Source organism: Sulfuriferula thiophila (genome assembly GCF_003864975.1).
Taxonomy (GTDB): domain Bacteria; phylum Pseudomonadota; class Gammaproteobacteria; order Burkholderiales; family Sulfuriferulaceae; genus Sulfuriferula; species Sulfuriferula thiophila.
Map to the genome: position 1 here is coordinate 1 of NZ_BHGL01000014.1, position 24,423 is coordinate 24,423.

A 24,423-nucleotide genomic window follows, 5' to 3' on the forward strand; every position below is an offset into this window, starting at 1 on the left:
ATGTGAAAGTAGGTCATCGTCAGACACCCCATTCTAAAAACCCCCGTAGCTTACGCTCCGGGGGTTTTTTATTGGCTGATTAAAATGGCATTCGTAGCTTGATGAGACAATGCATCAGGTAATGGAATTTTGATAATTTCGGGCAAGATTTACATAGTGCCTGGCGGAATATTGAAAATAAGCGAGTTCTTCTTCTGTAAGGGGGCGTATTAATTTCGCCGGACGACCTAAATATAAATGGCCGCTTAACAAGGTTTTACCTTCTGCGACCAGACTGCCTGCTCCTACCAATACACGAGGTTCAATCATAACCTTATCCATAATCAAACTACCCATACCGATCAGACATTCATTGGCGATGTTGCAGCCATGTAAAATCACACTATGTCCTATGGTCACATTATCACCAATAATCAGTGGTGACCCAGTAGGATCTAGTTGAGTTTTATGTGATACATGCAAGACGCTGTTATCTTGAATATTAGTATTTGCACCTATATGTATATGATTAACATCGCCCCTGATAACTGCACCACACCATACCGATGAATTCTCCCCTAAAATGACATTGCCGATTACATTCGCGCTATGATGTATCCAGACGTTATTGGCAAGTTTTGGAAAAGTGTCCAGGTAAGCTTCACCTGCTGAAGAATGACTAAGCATATTCTCAATTCCATGTTTGCTAAAATAAGTATTATAAACATTGCTTATTAAAAAACTTTACTGTGCTGTCCATTTTTATATTTTTTAGATTGAACTGAATGAATCCATTACTAGATTTTTCTGGCCTGCCACACTACGACGCATTCAAGGTTGAGCATATCACACCCGCAATCGATGAATTGCTGAAGGCTGGTTCCGAGGTTATTGCCGACATGCTGCAATCCGAGGAATTGCCCACCTGGAGCACATTTGTTCAGCCTATGGAGGATGCAAATGAAAGATTGTCGCGGGCTTGGGGGCCGGTTTCGCATTTGAACAGCGTGATGAATAGTGCCGAATTACGCGAAAGCTATAATGAAAATCTTCCAAAAATAACTCAACATTACGCTTTGTTGGGGCAGAATCTTGCATTGTTTGATAAATTTAAGCTCATAAAAAACAGCCAGAATTTTAGTATCTTAAGCGACGCTCAAAAGAAAATAATAGAAAATGAATTGCGTGACTTTCAATTGGGTGGAGCCGATCTGGATGATAAGGATAAGCCCCGTTTCCTTGAGATTCAGGAAAAGTTATCCCAGTTAGCCGCAAAATTTGAAGAAAATTTACTGGATGCGACTAACGCGTTTAGTCTGTACATTACAGATGCAGCTGAGTTAGCGGGGTTGCCAGAAGATGTGCTGGAAGCTGCGAAGGAAGCCGCTCTCTCTGATGATAGGCCGGGATGGAAGCTGACGCTGCATGCGCCATCGTTTGGGCCGGTTATGCAATACGCTGAGAATCGTATGTTACGCGAAACCATGTATAAGGCATATGTTACTCGTGCTTCTGAGTTTGGTCCTGCAGAATTGGACAATACAGCCTTGATTGCAGATATTGTCAGATTGCGCTACGAAGCGGCGATAATGCTCGGGTTCACCAGCTATGCTGAACTTTCTCTAGCCAGCAAAATGGCTGAGTCTGCTCAACTAGTGATCACATTTCTACAGGAATTAGCGCTACGGGCTAAACCTTACGCGGAACAAGACAAGCAAGAGTTACTTGATTTTGCACGGCAAGAATTGGGGATGAATGATTTGCAGGCATGGGACATCAGTTATGCGAGCGAAAAGTTGCGTGTTGCTCGATATGCCTTTTCGGACCAGGAAGTAAAAGAATATTTTCCTGAATCACAAGTACTGCCCGGCTTGTTTAAATTGATTCATACCCTGTATGGGCTGACCATCCGTCCAGGCAAAGCTGCGGTATGGCACCCTGATGTGAAATTTTATGATATTCATGATGAAACCGGTGGCTTGATCGGTCAGTTTTATCTTGATTTATATGCTCGTGAACATAAGCGAGGTGGCGCATGGATGGATGATGCGCTCACTCGCCGACGCCGGGGCGATGTTATTCAGACTCCGGTGGCTTACCTAACATGTAATTTTTCAGCACCGGTTGGTGGCAGGCCAGCCTTGTTTACGCACGACGAAGTGATTACATTATTCCATGAGTTTGGGCATGGATTGCACCATTTGCTTACCCGGGTTGAAGATCTGGGCGTTTCGGGGATCAATGGTGTGGAATGGGATGCAGTTGAGTTACCTTCACAGTTTATGGAAAACTTCTGCTGGGAATGGGATGTACTTTCACATTTGACTCAGCATGTTGATCGCAAAACAGCGTTACCGCGTGCCTTGTTTGACAAAATGATAGCTGCAAAAAATTTCCAAAGCGGGTTACAGACATTACGCCAGATTGAGTTCTCGTTGTTTGATCTGGAGTTGCATGGTGCTGAGGCCGGCACCGGGATTTCTGCATTGGCGTTATTGCAGAAAATTCGTGAACAGGTAGCAGTTCTGATCCCGCCGGACTACAATCGATTTCCGAATAATTTCTCACATATCTTTGCCGGTGGGTATGCTGCAGGTTATTACAGTTATAAATGGGCCGAGGTCCTCTCGGCTGATGCGTTCAGCTTGTTTGAAGATAACGGCGTGCTGTCACCCGAGATTGGTATCAAGTTCTGGAATGAAATACTTGCAGTGGGTGGGTCACGCCCGGCGTTAGAATCATTTATTGCATTTCGAGGTAGAGAGCCAAATATGGATGCATTGTTACGGCATCATGGGATGAATTGAACATACCGAGGGGGAAATATGCGTACAAGTGTAACTGGGGTAATTTTAATTTTGTGGATGGGCAATGCATACGCAACCGAATTTTATCGCTGGATCGATAAGTCCGGATCTGTACATTATAGCGATCATTCCCCTACTGGTCCGGTTCGGAAATTAGAACAACGCAAACTGGATGCAAACGTGATAGACGGGCAGGCATCTTACCTGGTAAAAGATGCGGTTCAGAAAAATCCGGTTGTTCTGTTTGGGGGCGATTGCGGCCCATTGTGCGCTAATGCAAAGAATTTACTTGAGAAACGCGGCATTCCTTATGCTTTGAAGGAGCCGCAAAAAAATAAAGAGGATGCGGAAGCCTTAAATACACTAACGGGAGCAATGGAATTGCCCGTAATTAAAATTGGTAAAGAGATGATAAAAGGGTTTGAGCCTACACAATGGAATGCAATGCTGGATGAGGCAGGTTATCCCAAGACACGTATACCAGACAGGCGCAAAATCGAAGCGCAGAATACGAATCAGACAAAATAAGCATGAAATTTGTAACGTGGAACGTAAATTCGCTGAAAATTAGATTGCCGCAAGTGCTGGATTGGCTGGAAGCACAACAGCCTGATGTGATTTGCCTGCAAGAAACCAAGCTAGAGGATGGTAATTTCCCTCATGCGGCCATTGAAGCTGCCGGTTACCAGGTCAGGTATATTGGCCAGAAAGCTTATAACGGCGTCGCCATACTGAGCAGATATGCGCTGGAGAATGTCGTTGCGGGCATACCCGGCTGGGAAGATCCGCAACAACGCGTGATCGCTGCCACTGTATCCGGTGTAAGGGTAATTTGCGTATATGTTCCTAATGGACAGAGTCTGGATTCAGACAAGTATCAGTATAAGTTGGCTTGGTTACGTGCGCTTACACGCTATTTGGAGGATGAGTTGGTTAACTATCCTAAGCTTGCTGTCTTAGGCGACTACAATATTGCGCCAGCTGATGAAGATGTTTATGATCCTGTTGCCTGGGATGGCGGGGTGCTGGTTTCACTAGCTGAGCGTGCAGCATTCCAAGGCTTGTTGGCATTGGGTTTGGTGGATAGTTTCCGTTTGTTTGACCAAGCGGCGGGCAGCTTTACTTGGTGGGATTATCGTATGGCGGCATTTCGACGCAACATGGGTGCGCGAATTGACCATATATTACTGTCTGCCGCGCTGGTTGGGTCATGTCGAAAATGTGAGATTGATAAGGAACCGCGGCGGCGGGAGCGCCCATCCGATCATGCGCCGGTCATCATTACCCTGGAGTAAGGGTAATGATGCTATTTACCGATGACACTGCGACCGCGCCGCAAAAAAGTATCAGCCAACTCGTCGCTAATGGTCAGCTTGATCAATTTCTTGCAGGCTAACAAGGCCTCATCCAGGGCGTCCGGCGTGCCGTCTGCATCTTCTATCTTCTTAATAATACGTTCGGCGTTATTTCCCAAAAGCTCTTTGGCTATACCGGCAAGCTGTACTTTTAATAACAGTCCGCCACCACTTGATTGGCTGACCTGACCGTGTATTGTGGACACATCATCATGAATCAGTCCCAAAGAATACAGCTCTTTCAGGACTGACGTCACATCACTGACCCAAAATACTTTTTTTGCCAGGTTGGCGACAGAGGTCTTGCCATCGACCACCAGTAAAGCACGGCGATGGTTGGCGGAGATTTCATGCCCGTGACTGTGGGCAATTTCCTCACCCTTGGGGGTGCGAAATAAGATCAAATCTGGATGCATGATTACTCCAGTTTATTCTGTTAATTCGCGAATAATATTAAAAATCAGGCGGACGGTGACTACAACGTAAATAGCACCGAAAAGGAAGATACATGACACGACTAGCCGCAGGATGTCATCGGGTAGCTGATCGAAGAAAGGCGTTGCCAGGTAGCCGATAGTGAACAGTACGACCAGCATGGTCAGAAAATTCCAGCGTTTACCCACCATGCCACCCGGAATGCTGGATTTGAGTGATAACACCAAATACAGGCAGTAAAACATAAACAGTATGGAGGTGAAATTCAAAACGGTGGTGATATTAAAATCCATGTGTTATCTCCTTGGATGAAACATTATGATGTTTTATGATTATTTTTTGATTATGCCGTAATTCATGGCAAATGTCTTGCTGGTTGCCGTTAACTCAAACTAACGCCGAGGAAACTGCCTATGTAGTAAGTTGCGATACCTGCGGCTCCGCCGATCAGCAACATGCGCAATCCCCCCCGCATAGCCTGGCGACCTGTAAACAGACTGATGCTGGCACCTACCACAAATAGTGCCAGGGCGGTTATGGCGATCAAACCTTCTAACGCTTGTTGGCCAGTAGTGAATAAGAACGGTAGTAGAGGAATTGCCGCGCCAGTGCAGAATGCCAGAAATGACGAAATAGCTGCACTCCACGGGGAGCCAAGTTCATCAGGATTAAGCCCCAGCTCTTCGCGGGCCAAGGTATCCAGAGCGCGTTCCGGGTCGGCAATAAGCATATTGGCTACGCGTTCCGCCTCGGTTTTATTCATACCCTTAGCCATATAGATGAGAGCCAGTTCAGCAGCTTCTTCGGCCGGATACTGGGCTAATTCTTCACGTTCCAATCCGATCTGATACTCAAACATTTCCCGCTGCGAGCGTACTGAAATATATTCACCGGATGCCATTGAAAATGCACCTGCCAGCAAACCAGCCAGGCCGGAGATCAGCACCATCTGGCTTTGGCCGTGAGCCATAGTTGCACCCGCAACCCCCATGATGAGACTGGCGTTGGAAACCAGACCATCGTTGATGCCGAAGACGGCAGCGCGCAGATTGCCCTGCCCCCCAAGGCGATGGCGCTGACCAACATCTCCAAGGGTTGTTGGCATCGAGTGGCCCGGGTTGGCATGGGTATAGATGGCCATGCCGCGAACTTTCATTGCCGACAACACTGGGCGCATAGCACGTGTGCCGAGCCGCTTAACCAGTGCGCTTACCAAACGGCTACGCAGATCAGGTTGAAACTCAGATGGTATTGCTATGCCAGCTTTGTTTAACTCAGTTTCCCATAATTTGGATTGTTGTTCAGCCGCATCCGCGAGCTCACTGAATAGTTGCTGATTTGGCGTACCGGTTTCGGCCAAGGCTATATTGCGATATAAATAAGCTGATCGTTTTTCTTCTTGCCAGCCTTCAAGAGCATGATTGTGTTCGGGCATGTGACTGGCCTTTATGCGTTTGTCATGCGGCGGTACTGTATGGACTCGGCAATATGGCGATTACTGATGTTTGCCTCGCCTGCCAGATCAGCAACAGTACGTGCCACTTTGAGTATGCGATGATATGCGCGTGCTGATAAGTTAAGATGGGTGATAGCTTGTTTCAGTAATGCCGCGCCTGCTGCATCAGGTGTGCAATGGCTATCTATTTCGTTGCTGGAGAGTGCGTTATTGGGTTTGGCTTGCCGATCGAGTTGTCGAGCCCGGGCGTTTTCGACACGTTGCTGTATGACTGCGCTTGATTCGCCGTCGGCCTGTTTGAGTAACTCATCATGACTTAATGCAGGCACCTCAATTTGGATATCAATGCGGTCTAGTAGCGGTCCGGATAACTTGCCACGATAGCGGGCGATTTGATCTGGCGTACAGCGGCATTTTCCTGAAGGATGGCCCAGATAGCCACAGGGACAGGGATTCATTGCAGCAATCAATTGAAATTGCGCGGGAAAATCGACTTGGCGCATTGCGCGGGAAATGGTGATAGAACCCGATTCTAGCGGTTCGCGTAACACCTCAAGTACCGTGCGTGGAAATTCAGGCAATTCATCCAGAAACAGCACGCCATGGTGGGCCAAGGATATTTCGCCAGGCCGGGGGTTGCTGCCACCACCGACCAGGGCTACTGCTGAAGCGGTGTGGTGTGGGCTACGATAAGGGCGATGGCGCCAGTGTGCGATCCTGAACCCGCCGTTTAATGAAAGCAGGGCAGCTGATTCTATGGCCTCGCGTTCGCTCATGTTCGGCAGAATGCCGGGGAGGCGGCTTGCCAGCATAGACTTGCCCGTACCCGGTGGGCCTGACATCAGCAGTGAGTGTCCACCGGCAGCGGCAACCTCCAGTGCGCGTTTTGCACCTGCCTGACCTTTGACTTCGCTGAAATCAGGCGGAGCAAACGCAGTAGCATCAGGAATCGCTGCTGGCTGTGGGCTAAGCAATGTTTGTCGTGTCAGGTGCGCGCAAACCGCCAGGAGAGAGTCGGCGGGGTACACAACAGCCTGCTCGACCAGTGCAGCTTCCGCTGCGCTGGCTGTTGGTAGTATGAATGCTCTACCGCTTGAGACTGCACCAAGCGTCATCGCCAGTGCCCCGCGGATCGGACGTAATTCGCCGGTAAGGGCTAGCTCTCCAGCAAATTCATAGTCTTTCAGCGCTTGAACGGGTATTTGACCAGATGCAGCGAGAATGCCCAGCGCTATGGGTAAATCATAGCGACCGGATTCTTTGGGTAAGTCAGCTGGTGCCAGATTGACGGTAATCCTACTGACAGGAAATTCAAAACGCGAGTTCTGAATGGCAGCGCGTACACGGTCGCGCGCTTCTTTGACTTCCGCCTCCGGTAACCCGACGATGGTGAAACTGGGTAATCCATTCGCCAAATGCGCTTCGACGATAACCTCGGGTGCGGTCATGCCAGTGAGCGCTCGGCTATGCAATACCGCAATCGCCATATCGAATTATGCTGCCGGTGGTGTCAGTGCTTTTTCCAGCTCGGATATGCGAGCCTCTAGCGCAACTAGCTGTTCACGGGTACGTAGCAGAACTTCCTGCTGCACATCAAATTCTTCGCGGGTAACGATGTCGAGTTTTTGCAGTGTGCTTTGCACCAGCGCGCGCAGATTATGCTCGATGTCTTTGAAAGGGCCCTGGTTGACAGCCTGGCTGATTTTGTCACCAAGTTCATCGAATAGTTTCTGATTGGGTAGCATGGTTATTCCCTTGTAATGGATGCGCTAAGTCTAAGGTATTTCTATTTTAACTGGCAAATTGCCAGCCTGCTAGGAAAGCATGGTGAAATTTCATAGGCAGTATAAGAATGTTGCACTTAATTGGTGCTATTGTGCAGAAAAGCGCATTTATTTGGTGCGGTGTAACTTGTTGTATATTGTGTTTGATATGTATTGTAATGTTTCTAAACAATAATATTTCTGGCACGAGTTGTGCTATATAAATTTTCGCAATGTTGCGATTTTTTTACATAGGAGTATCTGATGCGCACCCTTAACAAAACCATTTTATCTATCGCCCTTGCTTGTGTGGCTATTCCAGCATTTGCTGCAGATGCGCCGGCACCAGCATCTGACTTCACATTGACAGGCAATATCGGTATGACGTCTGACTACCGTTTCCGTGGTATTTCGCAAACATTTAAAAATCCAGCTATTCAGGGTGGTTTTGATGTAACGCATTCTAGTGGTTTGTATATCGGAACGTGGGCATCAAATGTAAGCAGCACTTGGAATCCTGGCGCGAATATTGAGACGGATTGGTATGGTGGTTACAGAGGCAAAATCAATGATGATTTGTCTTATGATGTCGGTGCTATTTATGTTTATTACCCAGGCGGCACTATGAACCCAACGGAAAATACGTGGGAAGCGTACGCTGGTGCGACCTGGAAATGGCTTAATGTTAAATATACGCAAGATTTAACGAATTTCTTTGGCGTTGTTGATAGTAAGGGCAGTAACTACTTGGAAGCTAATGCAACAGTGCCGTTGCCAGCCGACATCAGCTTAGTTGCTCACTACGGTCATCAAACCAATAAAGGTCCAAACTTTATTTATGATGGCGTTACAGCAAGCTCTTCTATTGATGATTGGAAAATTGGCGTATCGAAGGATATGGTTGGTTTGACTTGGTCATTAGCCTATATCGATACCAATAGAACCGTTATTTCGACTGAAGGTACAAAAACGAAAGACCTGGGCGCTGGCGCAGTCGTCGTATCCGTTGGCAAAACGTTCTAATTCTGCATTTGTAAGTTGATTGAGTCGTTAAACAAGCTGCGGACGCAATATATTTTGCGTCCGCATTAAGGAGAAAACATGAAATTCGTTACGGCAATTATTAAGCCGTTCAAGCTTGACGAGGTACGTGAAGCCCTCTCCGCCATCGGCGTGCAGGGTATTACCGTTACTGAAGTTAAAGGCTTTGGTCGGCAAAAGGGGCACACCGAATTGTATCGTGGTGCGGAATATGTGGTGGATTTTCTGCCTAAGGTCAAGATTGAGGCGGCCATTGCCGACGAGTTGCTCGATCAGGTGATCGAGGCGATAGAAAAATCCGCACACACCGGCAAGATTGGTGACGGCAAGATATTTGTATTCAACCTGGAGCAAACCGTACGCATTCGTACTGGTGAGTCCGGGCCAGAAGCACTATAAAGGGAGAGCGACATGAAAAAATGGCTCATCGCACTAAGTATGTTATGTAGTTTTGGTGTCGCCGGCATGAGCATTGCTGATGACGCTACTCCGCCCGCTGCTGCGCCTGTAGCAGCTGCACCAGCCCCGGATGCTGCGGCTATGCCGGCAATGGAGGCGCCTGCAGCTGCACCTGTTGCTGCCGTGGCCGCCCCTGCTGCACCAGCACCCGCTGCTGCAGCACCTGTGCCTGATAAAGGCGACACTACCTGGATGATCGTTGCTACAGCGCTGGTGATCCTGATGACAATACCCGGTCTGGCATTGTTCTACGGTGGTCTGGTGCGTCAGAAAAACATGCTGTCTGTGTTAACGCAAGTATTCACCATATTCTGCCTGATCTCGATTCTGTGGGTAGTGTATGGCTATTCGATGGCGTTTACCGCTGGCGGGGGCATGAATGACTTTATCGGCGGCATGTCGAGATTGTTCTTGAGTGGCATGGATGTTAATTCCACGGTAGAAACCTTCTCCAAGGGTGTGGTCATTCCTGAGATGGTGTTCATGGTGTTCCAGTTAACGTTTGCGGCAATTACCGTTGCGCTGATCGTTGGCGGTCTGGCTGAGCGCGTGAAGTTCTCTGCGATGCTGGTGTTCTCGGTATTGTGGTTTACTTTCTCCTACTTGCCTATGGCGCACATGGTCTGGTTCTGGGGCGGTCCTTCTGCATTCGGTGATCCTTCCGGCTTCCTGTTCGGCAAGGGTGCGCTGGATTTCGCGGGCGGTACAGTTGTTCACATTAACGCCGGTATTGCAGCGCTGATGGGTGCGATAGTATTGGGCAAGCGTATTGGTTACGGTAAAGAGTCCATGGCGCCGCATAGCTTGGTGATGACCATGATAGGCGCATCATTGCTGTGGGTGGGCTGGTTCGGATTCAACGCCGGCTCCAATCTGGAAGCGACAGGTACCGCGGTGCTGGCTATGGTTAACACCATTGTCGCTACTGCTGCTGCTGGTTTGTCCTGGATGTTTGCCGAGTGGATGATTAAAGGCAAGCCAAGTTTGCTGGGTGTAACTTCCGGTGCGGTTGCCGGTCTGGTTGCTGTTACTCCGGCAGCAGGTTTCGCTGGCCCTATGGGCGCTATCGTACTGGGTGCTGTAACCGGTGTGGTGTGCTTATGGAGCGTGAACGGCCTGAAGAAAATGCTGGGTTACGACGACAGCCTGGATGTGTTCGGCGTGCACGGTATCGGCGGTATCATCGGTGCGCTTGGCACGGGTATCGTCGCTAATCCTGCTTTAGGTGGTTCCGGTGTGTTTGACTACGCTGCCAACAAGGTTGCCGAATACAGTACTTCTACCCAAATGGTTAGCCAGTTGTGGGCAGTCGGTACTGCGGTAGTCTGGTCGGGTGTCGTGAGCTTCGTGCTGTTCAAGCTCATCGACATGTTCATGGGTCTGCGTGTACCAGAAGAAGAAGAGCGTGAAGGTCTGGATACAACAACTCACGGCGAGAGCGCTTACCATATGTAATATGAGTGGGTAAGTAGCAAAGTTGTGGAAAAGGGCACTCAATCTGGGTGCCCTTTTTTATTGCGCATGCTTTATGGCGAAAACGTAGTGTGACTACATTATGTTCAGCTTAGAACTTCTTTGAGCAAGGGTAAGGTAATAGGACGCTGGGTTTGTAGCGAATAGTGATCCAGGCTATCGAGCGCGGCCAGCAGTGACGGCAGATCTCGGCGCCAGTGACGTATGAGGTAATCAGCTACCCCTGGGTGCAAAGTAAAACCGCGGGCCTGAGCATGAGTGATGAGCACAGACAGTTTGTCGGCATCGGAGAGCGGGTGAATTTGATAAATCAGTCCCCAGCCCAGTCGCGTGGTCAGGTCAGCGCGTAGCGGTAGTTGCATGGGAGCTGTGAGTCCGGCAGAAATGAGCCGGCCATGCCCTTCACGCACCTGGTTGATGAGGTTGAATAATTTGATCTGGCTGGCAGCGTCCAATTGTTCGACATTATCGATAGCTACCAGATCATATGCCGGTAGGTCGGCAGTGGCGAATTCAGACGCATCCAGATAGTGCGCAGTAAAGCCCTGAGACAATGCCAGATGTACGCTGGCCTGAAGTAAGTGGGATTTGCCACTGCCTGCTGCGCCCCATACATATAACAGTGGCTCCTGATCCTGTCGTACTGCAATTGCATGAATGGCATGAACCAGTTCTGCATTGGTTGCGGTGACGAAGTTATCAAAACAGGGTGGTGGTGCAGGGACAATATCAAGCACAAGTTGCTGCATTGTTGCGTAAATCCTGCTTAAAGTGCGGTACGTGATGCACCTGCATCAGCCAGGCGTTCCAGATAGCGTGTCCATAACATGTCCTGGTTTTTACCTATTTCGTAAAGGTAATCCCATGAATAGATGCCGGTATCATGTCCGTCTGAAAATGTGGGTTGAACAGCATAGCTGCCTACCGGTTCAATGCTAGCAATGCTGACGCCCTGTTTGCCTACCTGCAAGGTTTCCTGGCCATGACCATGTCCACGCACTTCAGCGGACGGCGAATATACGCGCAGAAACTCGTAAGGCAGGTGGAATACACTTCCGTCATTGAATGCGACTTCCAGCACATGAGATGCCTGATGAAGTTTGATTTCGGTGGGTAGCGGGGTATTTTTATCCAGTCCTGCCATGTCTTAACTCCTAGCTTATGCGGGATGTGGAAAGAGGTGGTGCGCCCGACTGGAGTCGAACCAGTGACCCTTGGCTTCGGAAACCAATACTCTATCCATCTGAGCTACGGGCGCATTCAGACCGCTAGAATAACGATTTTCTTAGCTAACGTCTATATGCATTTGTATGCAATGCTTTTGCGATTGAAGATTTGACGTTATAATCGTAAAATCTTCAAGTTTGCGACTATTAAGGATGTAGTGATGAGTGACCATGACGTAAAAATGACTAAAACCACACCACAACAGTTTTTCTTTGCGTTATGGGGTGGGCTGTTTGCACCAATTATTGCGATTGCCCTGATTGTCGGTCTGGTTGCCAAGATTCAAGGTAGCCATTCGACCCAGGCAGCACTGGCTTATAATGATCAGGCAGTTGAAGAACGGATTCATCCAGTTGGTGAAGTGAATGTGGTTGATGCCAATGCAGTGCACGTAGATAAAGAGGGTGAGCAGGTATTTGGTGAAGTTTGTACCGCTTGCCACACGCCTGGTGCATTGGGCGCGCCTAAGTTCGGTGATAAAGCGGCTTGGGGTCCTCGCATCAAGCAAGGTTACGAGACGCTGATCAAGCACGCGATTGAAGGTATCCGTCAGATGCCGGCACGTGGCGGCAATCCTGATCTGACCGATACGGAAATTGCACGGGCAGTAGCGTATATGGCTAATGACGCTGGTGCGAAGTTCACACCGCCAGCTGCCGCAGCACCTGCTGCACCGGCCGCTGCTGCTCCAGCAGCGCCAGCAGCAGACGCGAAAAAAATGTAAGAAATTGCATTGAGTAAAAAGGCGTTCCGGGTTATCCCGGAACGCCTTTTTTATGCGCATTGCAATTTATGCGATATCGCGCTCAGGCACACGTTGTGCGCGTGCGCAGAGCAACTCATAACTAATGGTACCTGCAGCCTGCGCTACGGCTTCAACGGGCAAGCCCTTACCCCACAATATGACGGTACTGCCTACCTGAGCTGTCGGTAATTCAGTTAAATCCACAAACAGCATATCCATGGATATCCGTCCAAGCGTACGGGTAAGCTGGCCATTGACCAGAATCGGCGTGCCGGTCGGCGCATGCCGGGGATAACCATCCGCATAACCACAGGCCACAACACCAATGCGAGAGGGTCGGTCAGCGATCCAGGCTCGCCCATAACCCAGGGCATCGCCAGTATTCAGCATCTGTATGCCAATAATCTGGCTGTGTAAGGTCATGACCGGGCGCAGGCCCAGTGCCTGAGCGGTCATCTCTGCAAAGGGCGAGGCGCCATATAAGGCAATGCCCGGGCGTGCCCAGTCACCATGATGAGCCGGATAACGAAATAACGCAGCGGAATTGGCAATGCTGACCGGGTAGCTGAGTTGGGAAAAGCAGCGTTGCATGACCTGCAATTGATCGGCAATGCCATAGTCATCGTCTGCAGTGGCGAAATGGCTCATCAGCGTGATATCGCCGCAGGCAGGGATGGCTTGTAGCTGCGTCAGCGCATTCAGATAATCCTGTGGTTTGAATCCAAGCCGATTCATGCCGCTGTTGAGCTTGAGGAATACGGATAATGGCGACGCCAGTCTGGCGGCCTGCAGCATGTGTATCTGTTCAAAATGATGAATCGCGACGGTTAGCTGGTGGTTGATGCACGCGGTGATTTCATCAGCAGAAAATATGCCTTCCAGCAACAAAATCGGTTTTTGCCAACCTAGCTCACGTAATTGCACAGCTTCGTCAAGCGAGGCTACCGCAAATCCGTCTGTTGCCCATAATGCGTGCGCTACGCGCGCCAGACCATGACCGTAGCCATTGGCTTTGACCACGGCCATGATGCGGCCCTGGCCAGCGTGACTGCGGGCCACGCTGAGGTTGTGCTGCAGCGCAGCCGTGTCAATGTGAGCGAAAAGCGGGCGTGACATGACTTAGTATTCCTCGCGGCGCTCGGCATACCCACTGGCATAATTTTCAAAGCGGGTGTGCTCACCGAGGAAGGTCAGGCGTACGGTGCCAATCGGACCATTACGCTGTTTGCCAATGATGATCTCTGCGCTGCCTTTGTCATCGCTGTCCGGGTTGTATACCTCATCACGGTAAATGAACAGAATCACGTCGGCATCTTGCTCAATAGCGCCGGATTCGCGCAAGTCGGACATGACCGGGCGTTTGTTCGGGCGTTGCTCCAGAGAGCGGTTAAGCTGCGACAGGGCGATGACCGGGCACTGTAATTCTTTCGCCAGACCTTTCAGTGAGCGCGATATTTCCGAGATTTCGGTAGCGCGGTTTTCACCACTGCTGACGCTGGACATCAGTTGCAGGTAGTCGATGATAATGAGGCCCAATTTGCCGCACTGGCGGTGCAGACGGCGGGCGCGCGCACGCAGTTCCAGCGAATTGAGAGCCGGTGTTTCATCAATAAAAATGGGGGCCTCATTCAATTTGCCGACGGCATAGGTCAGTTTCTGCCAGTCGTCGTCTTGCAGGCGTCCGGTACGGATTTTGTGTTGATCCAGCCGGCCGATAGAACCCAGCATACGCATCACCAGCTGAGCGCCACCCATCTCCATGGAGAAAATGGCAACCGGCAGGCCGCTGTCAATCGCGACGTTTTCCCCCATGTTGATGGAGAATGCGGTCTTGCCCATGGATGGTCGTCCGGCGACGATGATCAAATCGCCAGGCTGCAAGCCAGCGGTTTTTGCATCCAGATCGGCAAAGCCGGTAGGAATGCCGGTGATATCACTCTGGTTGTCGCGGCTGAAAAGTTCGTCAATACGCTCCACAACCTGTGTCAGCAGTGGTTTGATCTCGAGGAAACCCTGCTTGCCCTTGGCGCCAGCTTCGGCAATATCGAATACCTTGGATTCAGCCTGATCGAGCAAATCGCTGGCTGAGCGACCGGCCGGACTGTAAGCGGATTCGGTAATGTCCGTACCCACTTCCACCAGTTTGCGCATGATGCCGCGATCGCGCACGATCTCGGCGTAGCGGCGGATATTGGCAGCCGACGGGGTGTTCTGGGCCAGCGCCACCAGATACGGCAGGCCGCCGACGTTGTTCAGCTCACCCAGATTTTCCAGCGCTTCACCGGTGGTGACCACGTCGGCAGGCTTGCCCTGTTCCAGCAGTTTGGTGATGGTCTGATAGATCAGGCGGTGGTCATGGCGATAGAAGTCGTTGCGATTAATGACGTCGGCAATGCGATCCCAGGCGTGGTTTTCCAGCAACAGACCACCAAGTACGGACTGCTCCGCCTCGACTGAATGCGGTGGTAATTTGATAGCGGTCAGTTCTGGGTCAGTGCTGGGAGGGAATTTGGCCATGGTGGTAAACGGGTATGCGAAATAAAGCTTATTTTACCCTAGAAACAGGCAGTAACTGTTGCCATTGATGCAGGCCCAAACCCAGCAGTATCAGTGCCGTACCCAGCCAGATGTCGAAACCGACTTGTTCATGGTTGAGCCATTGCCCGAGTAGCAGGGCGCTGACGGGAGTGATCAGGGTGATGAGCGCAACCTGCCCGGCTTGCAGGTGCTTGGTAACGTAAAAATATAAGGTAAACCCGGCCACGGAACCGAAAATACCCAGATATAAGGTAGACAGGGCATTCTGGGCAGTGAACGTGGGAATGTGGCCGAATAGCAGCCACCAGAGTGGTAACGACAGCGCTACTACCAAAGTGAGTGATCCGGTGGTGAGCGCCAATGCCGGAATGCTTGCGCCGACCCGCTTTACCCATACCAGGCTGCCAGACTGCAGCATCACAGCACCCAGCACGGCAACAAAGCCAGGCATGGCCTGCGCGCCGATATGCGTGCCGGCACCAAAAATAACGCCCAGACCGACCAGACCGAGCAGGATGCCGGCGAGTTTGGCGAAGCTGAGGCGGTCATCACTGCCGAGCAGCAGCCCGATAATGCCGGTGAATAATGGCACCAGACCGAATAACACCGCAATCAGCCCTGATGGTACGAAGCGCGCGCCCCAATACACCAATTGCATCGCCCCGAATATGCCCAGTCCGGCAGCGACATAGGCATGCAGGGCGGCACGGTGATAGGGCAGTTTGAGGCGGATGGCAGCCATGATCATCACGCAGGCCAGTAAGCCGATGACCATGCGCGCCAGCAACGGGAACACAAAATCAGCGCCGCTGCCACTCCACTGTATCGCCAGCGGCGTGGTTGACCAGATCAGGATGACGCCGAGATAAGCGGGCAGTACCCGTTTATTCATAACCCAGATTAGGTGCCAGCCAGCGCTCGGCAGTAGCGATATCCCAGTCCTTGCGGCGTGCGTAATCTTCGAGCTGGTCGCGGTCTATCTTGGCAACGGCGAAATAGCTGGATTCGGGGTGGGAAAAATAGAAGCCGGAGACGCTGGAGGCGGGCAACATGGCGTAACTCTCGGTGAGCTGCATGCCAGTATTTTCAGTAGCATGCAGCAACGCGAACAGCCCGGCTTTCTCGCTGTGTTCCGGGCAGGCCGGGTAACCAGGTGCGGGACGGATGCCGCGATATTTCTCGTCGATCAGTTCTTCGTCGCTGAGGGTCTCGTCGGCAGCATAGCCCCAGAATTCGCGGCGCACACGAGCATGCATGCACTCGGCAAAAGCTTCGGCAAAGCGGTCGGCCAGCGCCTTGAGCAGGATGGCGTTGTAGTCATCCAGATCCTTTTCGTAGGCCGCGACGCGCTCATCCATGTCCAGCCCGGCAGTGACGGCAAAGCCGCCAATATAATCTTTCACACCGCTGTCTTTAGGTGCGATGAAATCGGCCAGGCACATGTTCGGGCGGCCTGGCGGCTTTTCCATCTGCTGACGCAGGGCGTGGTAGGTCATGGCCACCGTGCTGCGGGTTTCATCGGTATAGATTTCGATGTCATCATCCACGCGGTTGGCGGGGAACAGGCCGATAACGCCGCTGGCATGCAGCCATTTTTCCGCGATGATGCGTTTGAGCATGGCTTGGGCATCGGCAAACAGCTTGCGCGCTTCTTCGCCGACTACTTCATCCTGCAGTATTTTCGGGTAACGCCCATGCAGTTCCCAGGTCTGGAAAAAAGGTGTCCAGTCAATATAGCGCGCGATTTCGGCGAGCGGGTAGTCCTTGAAAACCTGGATGCCTAGCTGTTTCGGTACTGGCGGCGTGTACGTCGTCCAGTCGGTGACCAGCGCATTGGCGCGGGCCTGTGCCAGCGTGGCGCGTTTCGATTGGGCACGTTTGCCCTTGTGGCTCTCACGGATGCGGATGTAATCGGCTTTGACTTCTGCCATGTAGGCGTCGCGCAAGTCGGGTGACAGCAGTTGCGTGCAGACGCCGACGGCGCGCGAGGCATCTTTTACGTATACGGTGGCGCCGCTGTAATTCGGCTCGATCTTGACCGCGGTGTGCGCCAGCGAGGTGGTCGCGCCGCCGATGAGCAGCGGCAGCTTCATACCCAGCCGCTCCATTTCCTTGGCGACATGCGCCATTTCTTCCAGCGATGGGGTAATCAGTCCGGACAGGCCGATGATGTCGGCTTTCTCATCAATCGCTGCTTGCAGGATTTTGGCGGCAGGCACCATCACGCCCAGATCGACCACGTCGTAGTTGTTGCAGGCCAGCACCACGCCGACGATGTTCTTGCCGATGTCATGCACGTCGCCCTTGACCGTGGCCATGATGATCTTGCCTTTGGCTTCTGCGCATTCGCCACTCAATGCCTTTTCCGCCTCAATAAACGGGATCAGGTGAGCGACCGCCTGTTTCATCACCCGCGCAGATTTAACTACTTGCGGCAGGAACATTTTGCCTTCGCCGAACAGGTCGCCGACCACATTCATGCCATCCATCAACGCGCCTTCAATGACGTGGATCGGGCGAGCTGCCTCCAGACGGGCGGCTTCGGTGTCCTCAATGATGTACGTGGTAATGCCTTTGACCAGTGCATGGGTCAGGCGCTGCCCCACCGGTGCCTCGCGCCAGCTTAAATCCTCAGTCTGCTCCTTGGCCGAGCCTTTAACGCTATCGGCAAACTCCACCAGACGTTCGGTAGCGTCAGGACGACGGTTGAGGACGACATCTTCCACTCGCTCCAGCAGATCGGCGGGGATTGCATCGTACACGCCTAATTGTCCTGCGTTGACGATGCCCATGTCCATGCCGGCCTTGATAGCATGGTAGAGGAATACAGTGTGGATCGCTTCGCGTACTGGTTCATTGCCGCGGAACGAGAACGATACGTTGGACACACCGCCGGAAATCTTGGCAAACGGCAAGGTACGTTTGATCTCGCGGGTGGCCTCGATGAAATCAACGGCATAATTATTATGCTCTTCGATACCGGTCGCTACGGCGAAGATGTTCGGGTCGAAAATGATGTCTTCCGGCGGGAAGTTAAGCTGCTCGGTGAGGATTTTATAAGCACGGGTGCAGATTTCGACTTTGCGCGCCTGGGTGTCGGCCTGGCCGACTTCGTCGAATGCCATTACCACTGCCGCCGCGCCGTAGCGCATGCACAGCTTGGCGCGTTCGATGAATTCGGCTTCGCCTTCTTTCATGGAAATGGAGTTGACGATGCATTTGCCCTGCACGCATTTCAGTCCGGCTTCGATGATCGACCATTTGGACGAATCGATCATGATCGGTACGCGGGCGATGTCCGGCTCCGAGGCGATGAGGTTGAGGAAGCGCACCATGGCGGCTTCCGCATCGAGCATGCCTTCATCCATGTTGATGTCGATGATCTGCGCACCCGCTTCGACCTGGTTACGCGCTACTGCCAGCGCTTCATCGTACTGGCCGTTGATGATCAGTCGCGCAAACATTTTGGAGCCGGTGACGTTGGTGCGTTCGCCAACGTTGACAAACAGATCACCCGCGCCCAGATTGAACGGTTCCAGGCCGGAAATGCGCAACTTGCGTTCAATGTCCGGGATCGGGCGTGGTGGATATGCTTCTACCGCTTCGCGGATCGCCTTGATGTGCGCTGGCGTAGTGCCGCAGCAGCCACCGATGACGTTGAGCATGCCGGCAGCCGCCCATGGGCCGATTTGTGTGGCCATGGCTTCCGGCGATTCATCGTATTCGCCAAATGCATTGGGTAGCCCGGCGTTAGGGTGGGCGGAGACATAACAGTCGGCTTTGGCGGCCAGTTCTTCCACATACTGGCGCAACTCGTGCGCACCCAGCGCGCAGTTCAGGCCGATCGACAGTGGGCGGATGTGGCGCACCGAATTGAGGAAGGCCTCGGTGGTCTGGCCTGACAGCGTACGTCCGGAGGCGTCGGTGATGGTGCCGGAAATCATTACCGGCGCATGGCAGTCATGCTCGTCGAAAAATTTTTCGATGGCGAACAGGGCGGCTTTGGCATTGAGCGTATCGAAGATGGTTTCCACCATCAATATGTCTGCGCCACCATCGAGCAGGCCGCGGATAGCTTCGGTGTAAGTGGTTACTAACTGGTCGTAAGTGACGTTGCGGAAGCCTGGGTCATTGACGTCCGGCGACATGCTCGCGGTGCGACTGGTAGGGCCAAGGATGCCGGCAACAAAGCGTGGCTTGTCGGGGGTCTTGGCGGTGTATTCGTCGGCAGCGCTGCGTGCCAGTTTTGCTGCTTCCACGTTGAGCTCATAGACCAGATGCTCCATGTGGTAGTCCGCCATGGAGATCGCGGTGGCGTTGAAGCTGTTGGTTTCCAGTATGTCGGCACCCGCTTCCAGATAGGCGGCATGGATGGCACGGATAATCTGGGGCTGGGTCAGTACCAGCAAGTCGTTATTGCCTTTAAGATCATGACCGAAATCAGCAAAGCTTGTTCCGCGATAATCCACTTCCTCCAGTTTATAGCTCTGGATCATGGTGCCCATTGCACCATCCAGAATCAGGATGCGATTTTTTAGTGCGGCGTTAAGTAAGGCAGTGCGGTCAGTCATGGCAACTCAAAGAAACGACAGAAAGATGTTTATGATACGTTGAATCAGGGGCTTAAGCCAGTCTGTGGCACCAGGTGCAATGTATGGCGAATCTCGTCATTGTTGTTGAAATGTGAACAAAAACATGGAGTAATTGCGGAAAATTCCGCGAATTTCGCTGGCACGTACATTGCTTACAGTTTAGTCAGTCAGGCGGAGCCGGAATATATCAAGCAGGTTGCGCCATTTATTAAACTACTCAGTGGAGGTTTGTCATGTTGCAAATCAGTCCTCATGAATTGTCAGGTTTATTGGTGCGCCAACCAGATGCGGTCATTATTGATGTGCGCTTCCAGCACGAACGCGATGAAATCGGCTACGTGTATGGTTCATACCATATCCCTCTGTATACCCCGGAGTGGGACCCTAATCCCGATTTTTCAGCCGCAGTGGCGGAAGTTGCGGGAGTAGATACCCCGGTAATTTTTATCTGTCGTACCGGCAATCGTTCCTGTGAGGCTTGCAATATTGTACAGGCGCAGGGTTATCACCATATTTATAATTTGCGCGAGGGTTATGTCGGTTTGGTGAATTTAATGCCTCAGACTACTTCTGATGATGTCTGTCAATTAATCAGGTTGCCAGACCAGATAGGCGATATTATGGGTTTGTGCGCTTGATTCCGGCATAAGCGGATTTAATAAATTATCGTATTAATTCAAGATTATCTATTCGGATAGTCTGCATCAGATCGTTAACAAATTGTACTTCCTGTCTGAGGTCGCTACAATTAACCTATTATGCAGACTGTCAACCTTACCGGTCACTTCCTGATTGCCATGCCCAGCATGGCCGACGAACGCTTTTCGCGTACGCTTACCTATATTTGCGAACACAACGAAGAGGGTGCGTTGGGGGTTATCGTCAATCGTCCCATAGAAATGAATATGAGTGATCTGTTTACACAGATAGGCTCACCGCTGGCACGTACGGAACTGGCAAAGCAAACCCTATATTTTGGCGGGCCGGTAGATACCGGCCGGGGCTTTGTGCTGCACCAGCCGGTGGGGCACTGGCAATCTACCCTCGCGGTAAATGGCACGCTGGGACTGACGACATCCAAAGACATCCTTGATGCGATCGGTGAAGGCGGCGGGCCAGACAAGATGATGGTATCGCTGGGTTATGCCGGCTGGGATGCCGGCCAGCTGGAAGAGGAATTGGCACAAAATGCCTGGCTCTCGGTTGCTGCTGACGCTCAGGTGATATTCGATATGCCGGCTGAACAGCGGCTGGAAGCCGCTATGCGTTTGCTGGGTGTGGATTACGCCAACTTGTCCGAAGATGCCGGACACGCATAACAGACAATCCGGCGCGGTGCTTGGCTTCGATTTTGGCCTGAAGCGTCTTGGCGTGGCCATAGGCACTCTGGATCTGGGGCTGGCACACCCACTGGAAACCATCACCAGCGAGATTAATACTGTCCGGTTCGAGCGTATTGCTGCGTTAATCAATGAATGGCAACCGGTGCTGCTGGTGGTCGGTATGCCGCACCATGATGACGGTGCGCCGCATGAATTTGCCCCCACGTGCCTGCGCTTTGCCAATCGCCTCAAAGGCCGATTCGTTTTGCCGGTGGTGTGGGTAGATGAGCGCTACAGTTCAACTGCCGCGAGCATGGCGCTGACCACGTCCGGAGTGCGTGGGCGCAAGCAGAAAACCATGCTCGACCAAGTGGCTGCACAACAAATTTTGCAACAATATTTTGATGAAACGGAATCTGCTCATGAACTTGCCTAGCGATTATGCGTTGGAGTTGCCAAGCGCCGACGCGCTGGTCATTCAATTGGCTACAGCGATTAAACCCACGCTGACGGCAAATACGGTTCTGGTCGGGATGCATACCGGCGGGGTTTGGGCAGCTGAACATCTGCAGCCGTTGCTTGATGCCACCATGCCGCACGGCAGCCTGGATATCTCGTTCTATCGCGATGACTTTGAAAGCATAGGTCTGCATGCCCAGGTTAAACCAACGCGCTTGCCCTTTGAAGTCGAAGGGCGGGATATTTTGCTGGTGGATGATGTGCTCTACACTGGCCGTTCGGTGCGCGCTGCGATGAATGCGCTGTTTGACTATGGCCGTCCGGCGCGTATCCGCCTGGCTGTGTTGATTGATCGTGTCGGCGACCGGCAGTTACCGATTGCCGCTGATTTTGTCGGCGCGGCATTGTCGGTGCCTGCTCATCAGCACATCCATTTAGTGCGCGATGCAGATATGAATCTTGGTTTGAAACTAGTGGACCTCAAATGACCTTAAATCCCCAACTTAATGCCGATGGCAGCTTGCGTCATTTATTGACGATAGACGGTTTGCCGCGCGCCATACTGACACAGATACTCGATACCGCTGAAGGCTTCATTGCAGTCAGTGAGCAAGAGGTTAAAAAAGTACCGCTGTTACGCGGCAAGGCGATTTTTAATCTGTTTTTCGAGCCATCCACGCGTACCCGTACCACCTTTGAAATTGCCGCCAAACGCTTGTCTGCCGATGTGATTAATCTGAATATCAGTGCATCCAGCCAGAGCAAAGGTGAAACTTTGCTGGATACGGTGGACAATCTGGCCGCCATGCAGGCGGATATGTTCGTGGTGCGTCATGCGCAATCTGGCGCAGCGCACATGATTGCGCGCCATGTGGCACCGCATATCCATGTGGTGAATGCGGGCGATGGCCGCCATGCGCACCCGACTCAAGGTTTGCTGGATATGTTTACCATCCGCAAATATAAAGGCGAGTTTCATAATCTGCGCGTGGCCATTGTCGGCGATGTGTTGCACTCGCGCGTGGCGCGCTCGCAAATCCATGCGTTGACTACGCTAGGTGTGCCGGAGGTGCGCGTGATTGCGCCCAAGACCTTGTTGCCAACGGGCGTTGAGCAAATGGGCGTGCATGTGTACCACGATATGGCGTTGGGATTGAAAGATGTCGATGTGGTGATCATGCTGCGCCTGCAGAACGAGCGCATGCGCGGTGCGCGCTTACCCAGCGCACAGGAGTATTTCAAGTATTACGGCCTGACCCAGGACAAACTGGCGCTGGCACGCCCCGATGCCATCGTCATGCATCCCGGTCCGATGAATCGTGGCGTGGAGATTGATTCTGCGGTGGCGGATGGCAAGCAGTCGGTGATTTTGCCGCAGGTCACTTACGGCATTGCGGTGCGGATGGCGGTTATGAGCATTTTGGCGGGCAATTAGCATGAAAATTCAAATTAAAAACGGGCGAGTGATAGACCCTAAAAATGGCCTGGATCAGCAAGCTGATGTGTTTATTGCCGCAGGTAAAATTGTGGCTATCGGCATGGCGCCGGCCGGTTTTCATGCCAACCGTATTATTGATGCCAGCGACTGTGTCGTCAGTCCCGGTCTGGTGGACTTGGCTGCGCGCTTGCGTGAACCGGGGTTCGAGTATCGGGCCACGCTGGAGTCGGAAATGAACGCAGCTTGTGCGGGTGGCGTCACCAGTCTGGCGTGCCCTCCGGATACGGATCCGCCACTGGATGAGCCGGGGCTGGTAGAAATGCTGAAATTCCGTGCGCAGAATCTGAATCAAGCGCGGGTTTATCCTATCGGGGCATTGACGCAAAAGCTGGAAGGTCAGCGTTTAACTGAAATGGCCGAGCTGCGCGATGCGGGTTGCGTTGGGTTCTCGCAGGCAGATTCTTCCATTTCCGATACGCAAGTGCTGGTGCGTGCCCTGGAATACGCGGCGACTTTCGGCTTTACTGTGTGGTTGCGTCCGGAGGATGCGCATCTGGCCAAAGGCGGCGTTGCGCATGATGGATTTGTTGCCACCCGCCTGGGTTTGCCAGGCATTCCGTATAGTGCCGAAACAATCGCCGTCGCGACGATTTTATTGTTGGCGCGGGAAACGGGTGCGCGTGTGCATTTGTGTCGTTTGTCTTCAGCGCAGGCCATCGACATGGTGCGGGTAGCGAAGGCCGAAGGGCTCCAGATAAGTTGTGATGTCAGCATCAATCATCTGCATTTGTCGGACATGGATATCGGTTATTTCGATCCGAATTATCATCTGGTGCCGCCGTTGCGGGCTATTCGTGACCGTGATGCCATTCGTGCGGGTTTGGCCGCGGGCACGATAGATGCGCTGTGCTCGAACCATGCCCCGGTGGATGACGATGCCAAGCAAATGCCGTTCGGGGAGTCCGAGCCGGGCGCGACAGGGCTGGAATTATTGCTGCCATTGACGTTAAAGTGGGCAACTGAGCAAGGGGTGAGCCTGAGTGACGCGATTGCGCGGATTACGCGCTATCCGGCAGAGATCCTTGGGCTGGATGCAGGGCATCTGGCCATTGGTCATGCTGCTGACATCTGTGTCTTCAATCCGGAAAAACGTTGGACAGTGGCGCCCGCGGGGTTACGCAGTCAAGGTAAAAATACGCCGTTCCTCGGCTATGAAATGCAAGGCTCGGTGATGTATACGCTGGTTGAGGGGCAGGTAGTGTTTGAGGCGGTAAAACGGTAGCAATATAGCCGGATTGCAGTGATTTGATTAACTGCAATCCGGGTTTTGTTCA

General features: G+C 52.1%; 25 protein-coding genes and 1 tRNA gene. 13 read left to right on the top strand and 13 right to left on the bottom strand.

Annotated elements, in window-relative coordinates:
* Window positions 1-114 precede the first annotated feature (114 nt).
* Window positions 115-666, bottom strand: a complete 552-nt coding sequence (locus EJE49_RS07695; protein WP_124949839.1) for a gamma carbonic anhydrase family protein — start codon at window positions 664-666, stop codon at window positions 115-117.
* A 98-nt stretch (window positions 667-764) separates the two neighbouring features.
* Between EJE49_RS07695 and EJE49_RS07700 the strand changes: the two genes are divergently transcribed.
* Genes EJE49_RS07700 through xth form a run of 3 tightly spaced genes read left to right on the top strand, consistent with a single transcriptional unit; the run spans window position 765 to window position 4,081 of the window.
* Window positions 765-2,786 carry a M3 family metallopeptidase gene (locus tag EJE49_RS07700; protein WP_124949840.1) on the top strand — a complete coding sequence of 674 codons (2,022 nt, stop codon included), beginning with the start codon at window positions 765-767 and terminating at the stop codon, window positions 2,784-2,786.
* An 18-nt stretch (window positions 2,787-2,804) separates the two neighbouring features.
* On the top strand, window positions 2,805-3,314 hold the full coding sequence (locus EJE49_RS07705) for a glutaredoxin family protein (protein WP_124949841.1): 510 nt from the start codon (window positions 2,805-2,807) through the stop codon (window positions 3,312-3,314).
* 2 nt (window positions 3,315-3,316) lie between these two features.
* The gene (xth, locus tag EJE49_RS07710) at window positions 3,317-4,081 is read left to right on the top strand and encodes an exodeoxyribonuclease III (protein WP_124949842.1); all 765 of its coding nucleotides are present in this window, start codon (window positions 3,317-3,319) and stop codon (window positions 4,079-4,081) included.
* An 11-nt stretch (window positions 4,082-4,092) separates the two neighbouring features.
* Here the strand turns inward: xth and EJE49_RS07715 are convergent, their stop codons facing one another.
* The 5 genes from EJE49_RS07715 to EJE49_RS07735 all read right to left on the bottom strand — a co-directional run bounded on the left by EJE49_RS07715 (window position 4,093) and on the right by EJE49_RS07735 (window position 7,777).
* Complete coding sequence (locus EJE49_RS07715; RefSeq protein ID WP_124949843.1) at window positions 4,093-4,557, bottom strand: hypothetical protein; 465 nt, start codon at window positions 4,555-4,557, stop codon at window positions 4,093-4,095.
* 12 nt (window positions 4,558-4,569) lie between these two features.
* Window positions 4,570-4,869: a hypothetical protein gene (locus tag EJE49_RS07720; RefSeq protein ID WP_124949844.1), complete on the bottom strand. Its 300-nt coding sequence runs from the start codon at window positions 4,867-4,869 to the stop codon at window positions 4,570-4,572.
* An 89-nt stretch (window positions 4,870-4,958) separates the two neighbouring features.
* Window positions 4,959-6,011: a VIT1/CCC1 transporter family protein gene (locus EJE49_RS07725; RefSeq protein WP_124949845.1), complete on the bottom strand. Its 1,053-nt coding sequence runs from the start codon at window positions 6,009-6,011 to the stop codon at window positions 4,959-4,961.
* An 11-nt stretch (window positions 6,012-6,022) separates the two neighbouring features.
* Complete coding sequence (locus EJE49_RS07730; RefSeq protein ID WP_124949846.1) at window positions 6,023-7,519, bottom strand: YifB family Mg chelatase-like AAA ATPase; 1,497 nt, start codon at window positions 7,517-7,519, stop codon at window positions 6,023-6,025.
* A 6-nt stretch (window positions 7,520-7,525) separates the two neighbouring features.
* On the bottom strand, window positions 7,526-7,777 hold the full coding sequence (locus EJE49_RS07735; protein ID WP_124949847.1) for an accessory factor UbiK family protein: 252 nt from the start codon (window positions 7,775-7,777) through the stop codon (window positions 7,526-7,528).
* Between the two features lie 282 nt (window positions 7,778-8,059).
* Here EJE49_RS07735 and EJE49_RS07740 point away from each other — a divergent pair, with 282 nt between their 5' ends.
* The 3 genes from EJE49_RS07740 (at window position 8,060) to EJE49_RS07750 (ending at window position 10,750) form a co-directional block, all read left to right on the top strand.
* Window positions 8,060-8,818, top strand: coding sequence for a TorF family putative porin (locus tag EJE49_RS07740; protein ID WP_124949848.1), 759 nt, complete (start codon window positions 8,060-8,062; stop codon window positions 8,816-8,818).
* Between the two features lie 78 nt (window positions 8,819-8,896).
* Window positions 8,897-9,235, top strand: a complete 339-nt coding sequence (gene glnK, locus EJE49_RS07745; RefSeq protein WP_087448070.1) for a P-II family nitrogen regulator — start codon at window positions 8,897-8,899, stop codon at window positions 9,233-9,235.
* A gap of 12 nt (window positions 9,236-9,247) precedes the next feature.
* Window positions 9,248-10,750, top strand: a complete 1,503-nt coding sequence (locus EJE49_RS07750; protein ID WP_124949849.1) for an ammonium transporter — start codon at window positions 9,248-9,250, stop codon at window positions 10,748-10,750.
* Window positions 10,751-10,854: 104 nt separating this feature from the next.
* On the opposite strand, the gene hda is transcribed toward EJE49_RS07750, so the two are convergent.
* The 3 genes from hda to EJE49_RS07765 all read right to left on the bottom strand — a co-directional run bounded on the left by hda (window position 10,855) and on the right by EJE49_RS07765 (window position 12,026).
* Entirely contained in the window at window positions 10,855-11,517 is a 663-nt protein-coding gene (gene hda, locus EJE49_RS07755) for a DnaA regulatory inactivator Hda (protein WP_124949850.1), read from the bottom strand.
* Between the two features lie 17 nt (window positions 11,518-11,534).
* Window positions 11,535-11,912, bottom strand: coding sequence for a gamma-butyrobetaine hydroxylase family protein (locus EJE49_RS07760; protein WP_124949851.1), 378 nt, complete (start codon window positions 11,910-11,912; stop codon window positions 11,535-11,537).
* A gap of 37 nt (window positions 11,913-11,949) precedes the next feature.
* Window positions 11,950-12,026, bottom strand: a tRNA-Arg gene (locus tag EJE49_RS07765).
* Between the two features lie 129 nt (window positions 12,027-12,155).
* Here EJE49_RS07765 and EJE49_RS07770 point away from each other — a divergent pair.
* A complete protein-coding gene (locus EJE49_RS07770; RefSeq protein WP_124949852.1) occupies window positions 12,156-12,719 on the top strand; it encodes a c-type cytochrome in 564 nt (187 codons plus the stop codon).
* Window positions 12,720-12,785: 66 nt separating this feature from the next.
* On the opposite strand, the gene alr is transcribed toward EJE49_RS07770, so the two are convergent.
* The 4 genes from alr to metH are packed head-to-tail and all read right to left on the bottom strand — an operon-like array spanning window position 12,786 to window position 19,849.
* Window positions 12,786-13,856 (bottom strand): alanine racemase, encoded by a 1,071-nt coding sequence (alr, locus tag EJE49_RS07775; protein WP_124949853.1) that lies wholly within the window; start codon window positions 13,854-13,856, stop codon window positions 12,786-12,788.
* A 3-nt stretch (window positions 13,857-13,859) separates the two neighbouring features.
* Window positions 13,860-15,257, bottom strand: a complete 1,398-nt coding sequence (locus EJE49_RS07780; RefSeq protein WP_124949854.1) for a replicative DNA helicase — start codon at window positions 15,255-15,257, stop codon at window positions 13,860-13,862.
* Window positions 15,258-15,285: 28 nt separating this feature from the next.
* Complete coding sequence (locus EJE49_RS07785; RefSeq protein WP_124949855.1) at window positions 15,286-16,170, bottom strand: DMT family transporter; 885 nt, start codon at window positions 16,168-16,170, stop codon at window positions 15,286-15,288.
* Complete coding sequence (metH, locus tag EJE49_RS07790) at window positions 16,163-19,849, bottom strand: methionine synthase (RefSeq protein WP_124949856.1); 3,687 nt, start codon at window positions 19,847-19,849, stop codon at window positions 16,163-16,165. Before metH ends, EJE49_RS07785 begins: the two co-directional genes overlap by 8 nt.
* Window positions 19,850-20,103: 254 nt before the next feature.
* On the opposite strand from metH, the gene EJE49_RS07795 reads away from it, so the two are divergent.
* The 6 genes from EJE49_RS07795 (at window position 20,104) to EJE49_RS07820 (ending at window position 24,371) form a co-directional block, all read left to right on the top strand.
* On the top strand, window positions 20,104-20,508 hold the full coding sequence (locus EJE49_RS07795) for a rhodanese-like domain-containing protein (RefSeq protein ID WP_124949857.1): 405 nt from the start codon (window positions 20,104-20,106) through the stop codon (window positions 20,506-20,508).
* 120 nt (window positions 20,509-20,628) lie between these two features.
* Window positions 20,629-21,189 (top strand): YqgE/AlgH family protein, encoded by a 561-nt coding sequence (locus EJE49_RS07800; RefSeq protein WP_124949858.1) that lies wholly within the window; start codon window positions 20,629-20,631, stop codon window positions 21,187-21,189.
* The gene (gene ruvX, locus EJE49_RS07805; protein WP_124949859.1) at window positions 21,173-21,628 is read left to right on the top strand and encodes a Holliday junction resolvase RuvX; all 456 of its coding nucleotides are present in this window, start codon (window positions 21,173-21,175) and stop codon (window positions 21,626-21,628) included. The genes EJE49_RS07800 and ruvX overlap by 17 nt, the downstream gene beginning before the upstream one ends.
* The gene (gene pyrR, locus EJE49_RS07810; protein ID WP_223246826.1) at window positions 21,615-22,139 is read left to right on the top strand and encodes a bifunctional pyr operon transcriptional regulator/uracil phosphoribosyltransferase PyrR; all 525 of its coding nucleotides are present in this window, start codon (window positions 21,615-21,617) and stop codon (window positions 22,137-22,139) included. Before ruvX ends, pyrR begins: the two co-directional genes overlap by 14 nt.
* A complete protein-coding gene (locus tag EJE49_RS07815) occupies window positions 22,136-23,086 on the top strand; it encodes an aspartate carbamoyltransferase catalytic subunit (protein WP_124949860.1) in 951 nt (316 codons plus the stop codon). The genes pyrR and EJE49_RS07815 overlap by 4 nt, the downstream gene beginning before the upstream one ends.
* A gap of 1 nt (window position 23,087) precedes the next feature.
* Window positions 23,088-24,371 (top strand): dihydroorotase, encoded by a 1,284-nt coding sequence (locus tag EJE49_RS07820; protein WP_124949861.1) that lies wholly within the window; start codon window positions 23,088-23,090, stop codon window positions 24,369-24,371.
* Window positions 24,372-24,423 lie beyond the last annotated feature (52 nt).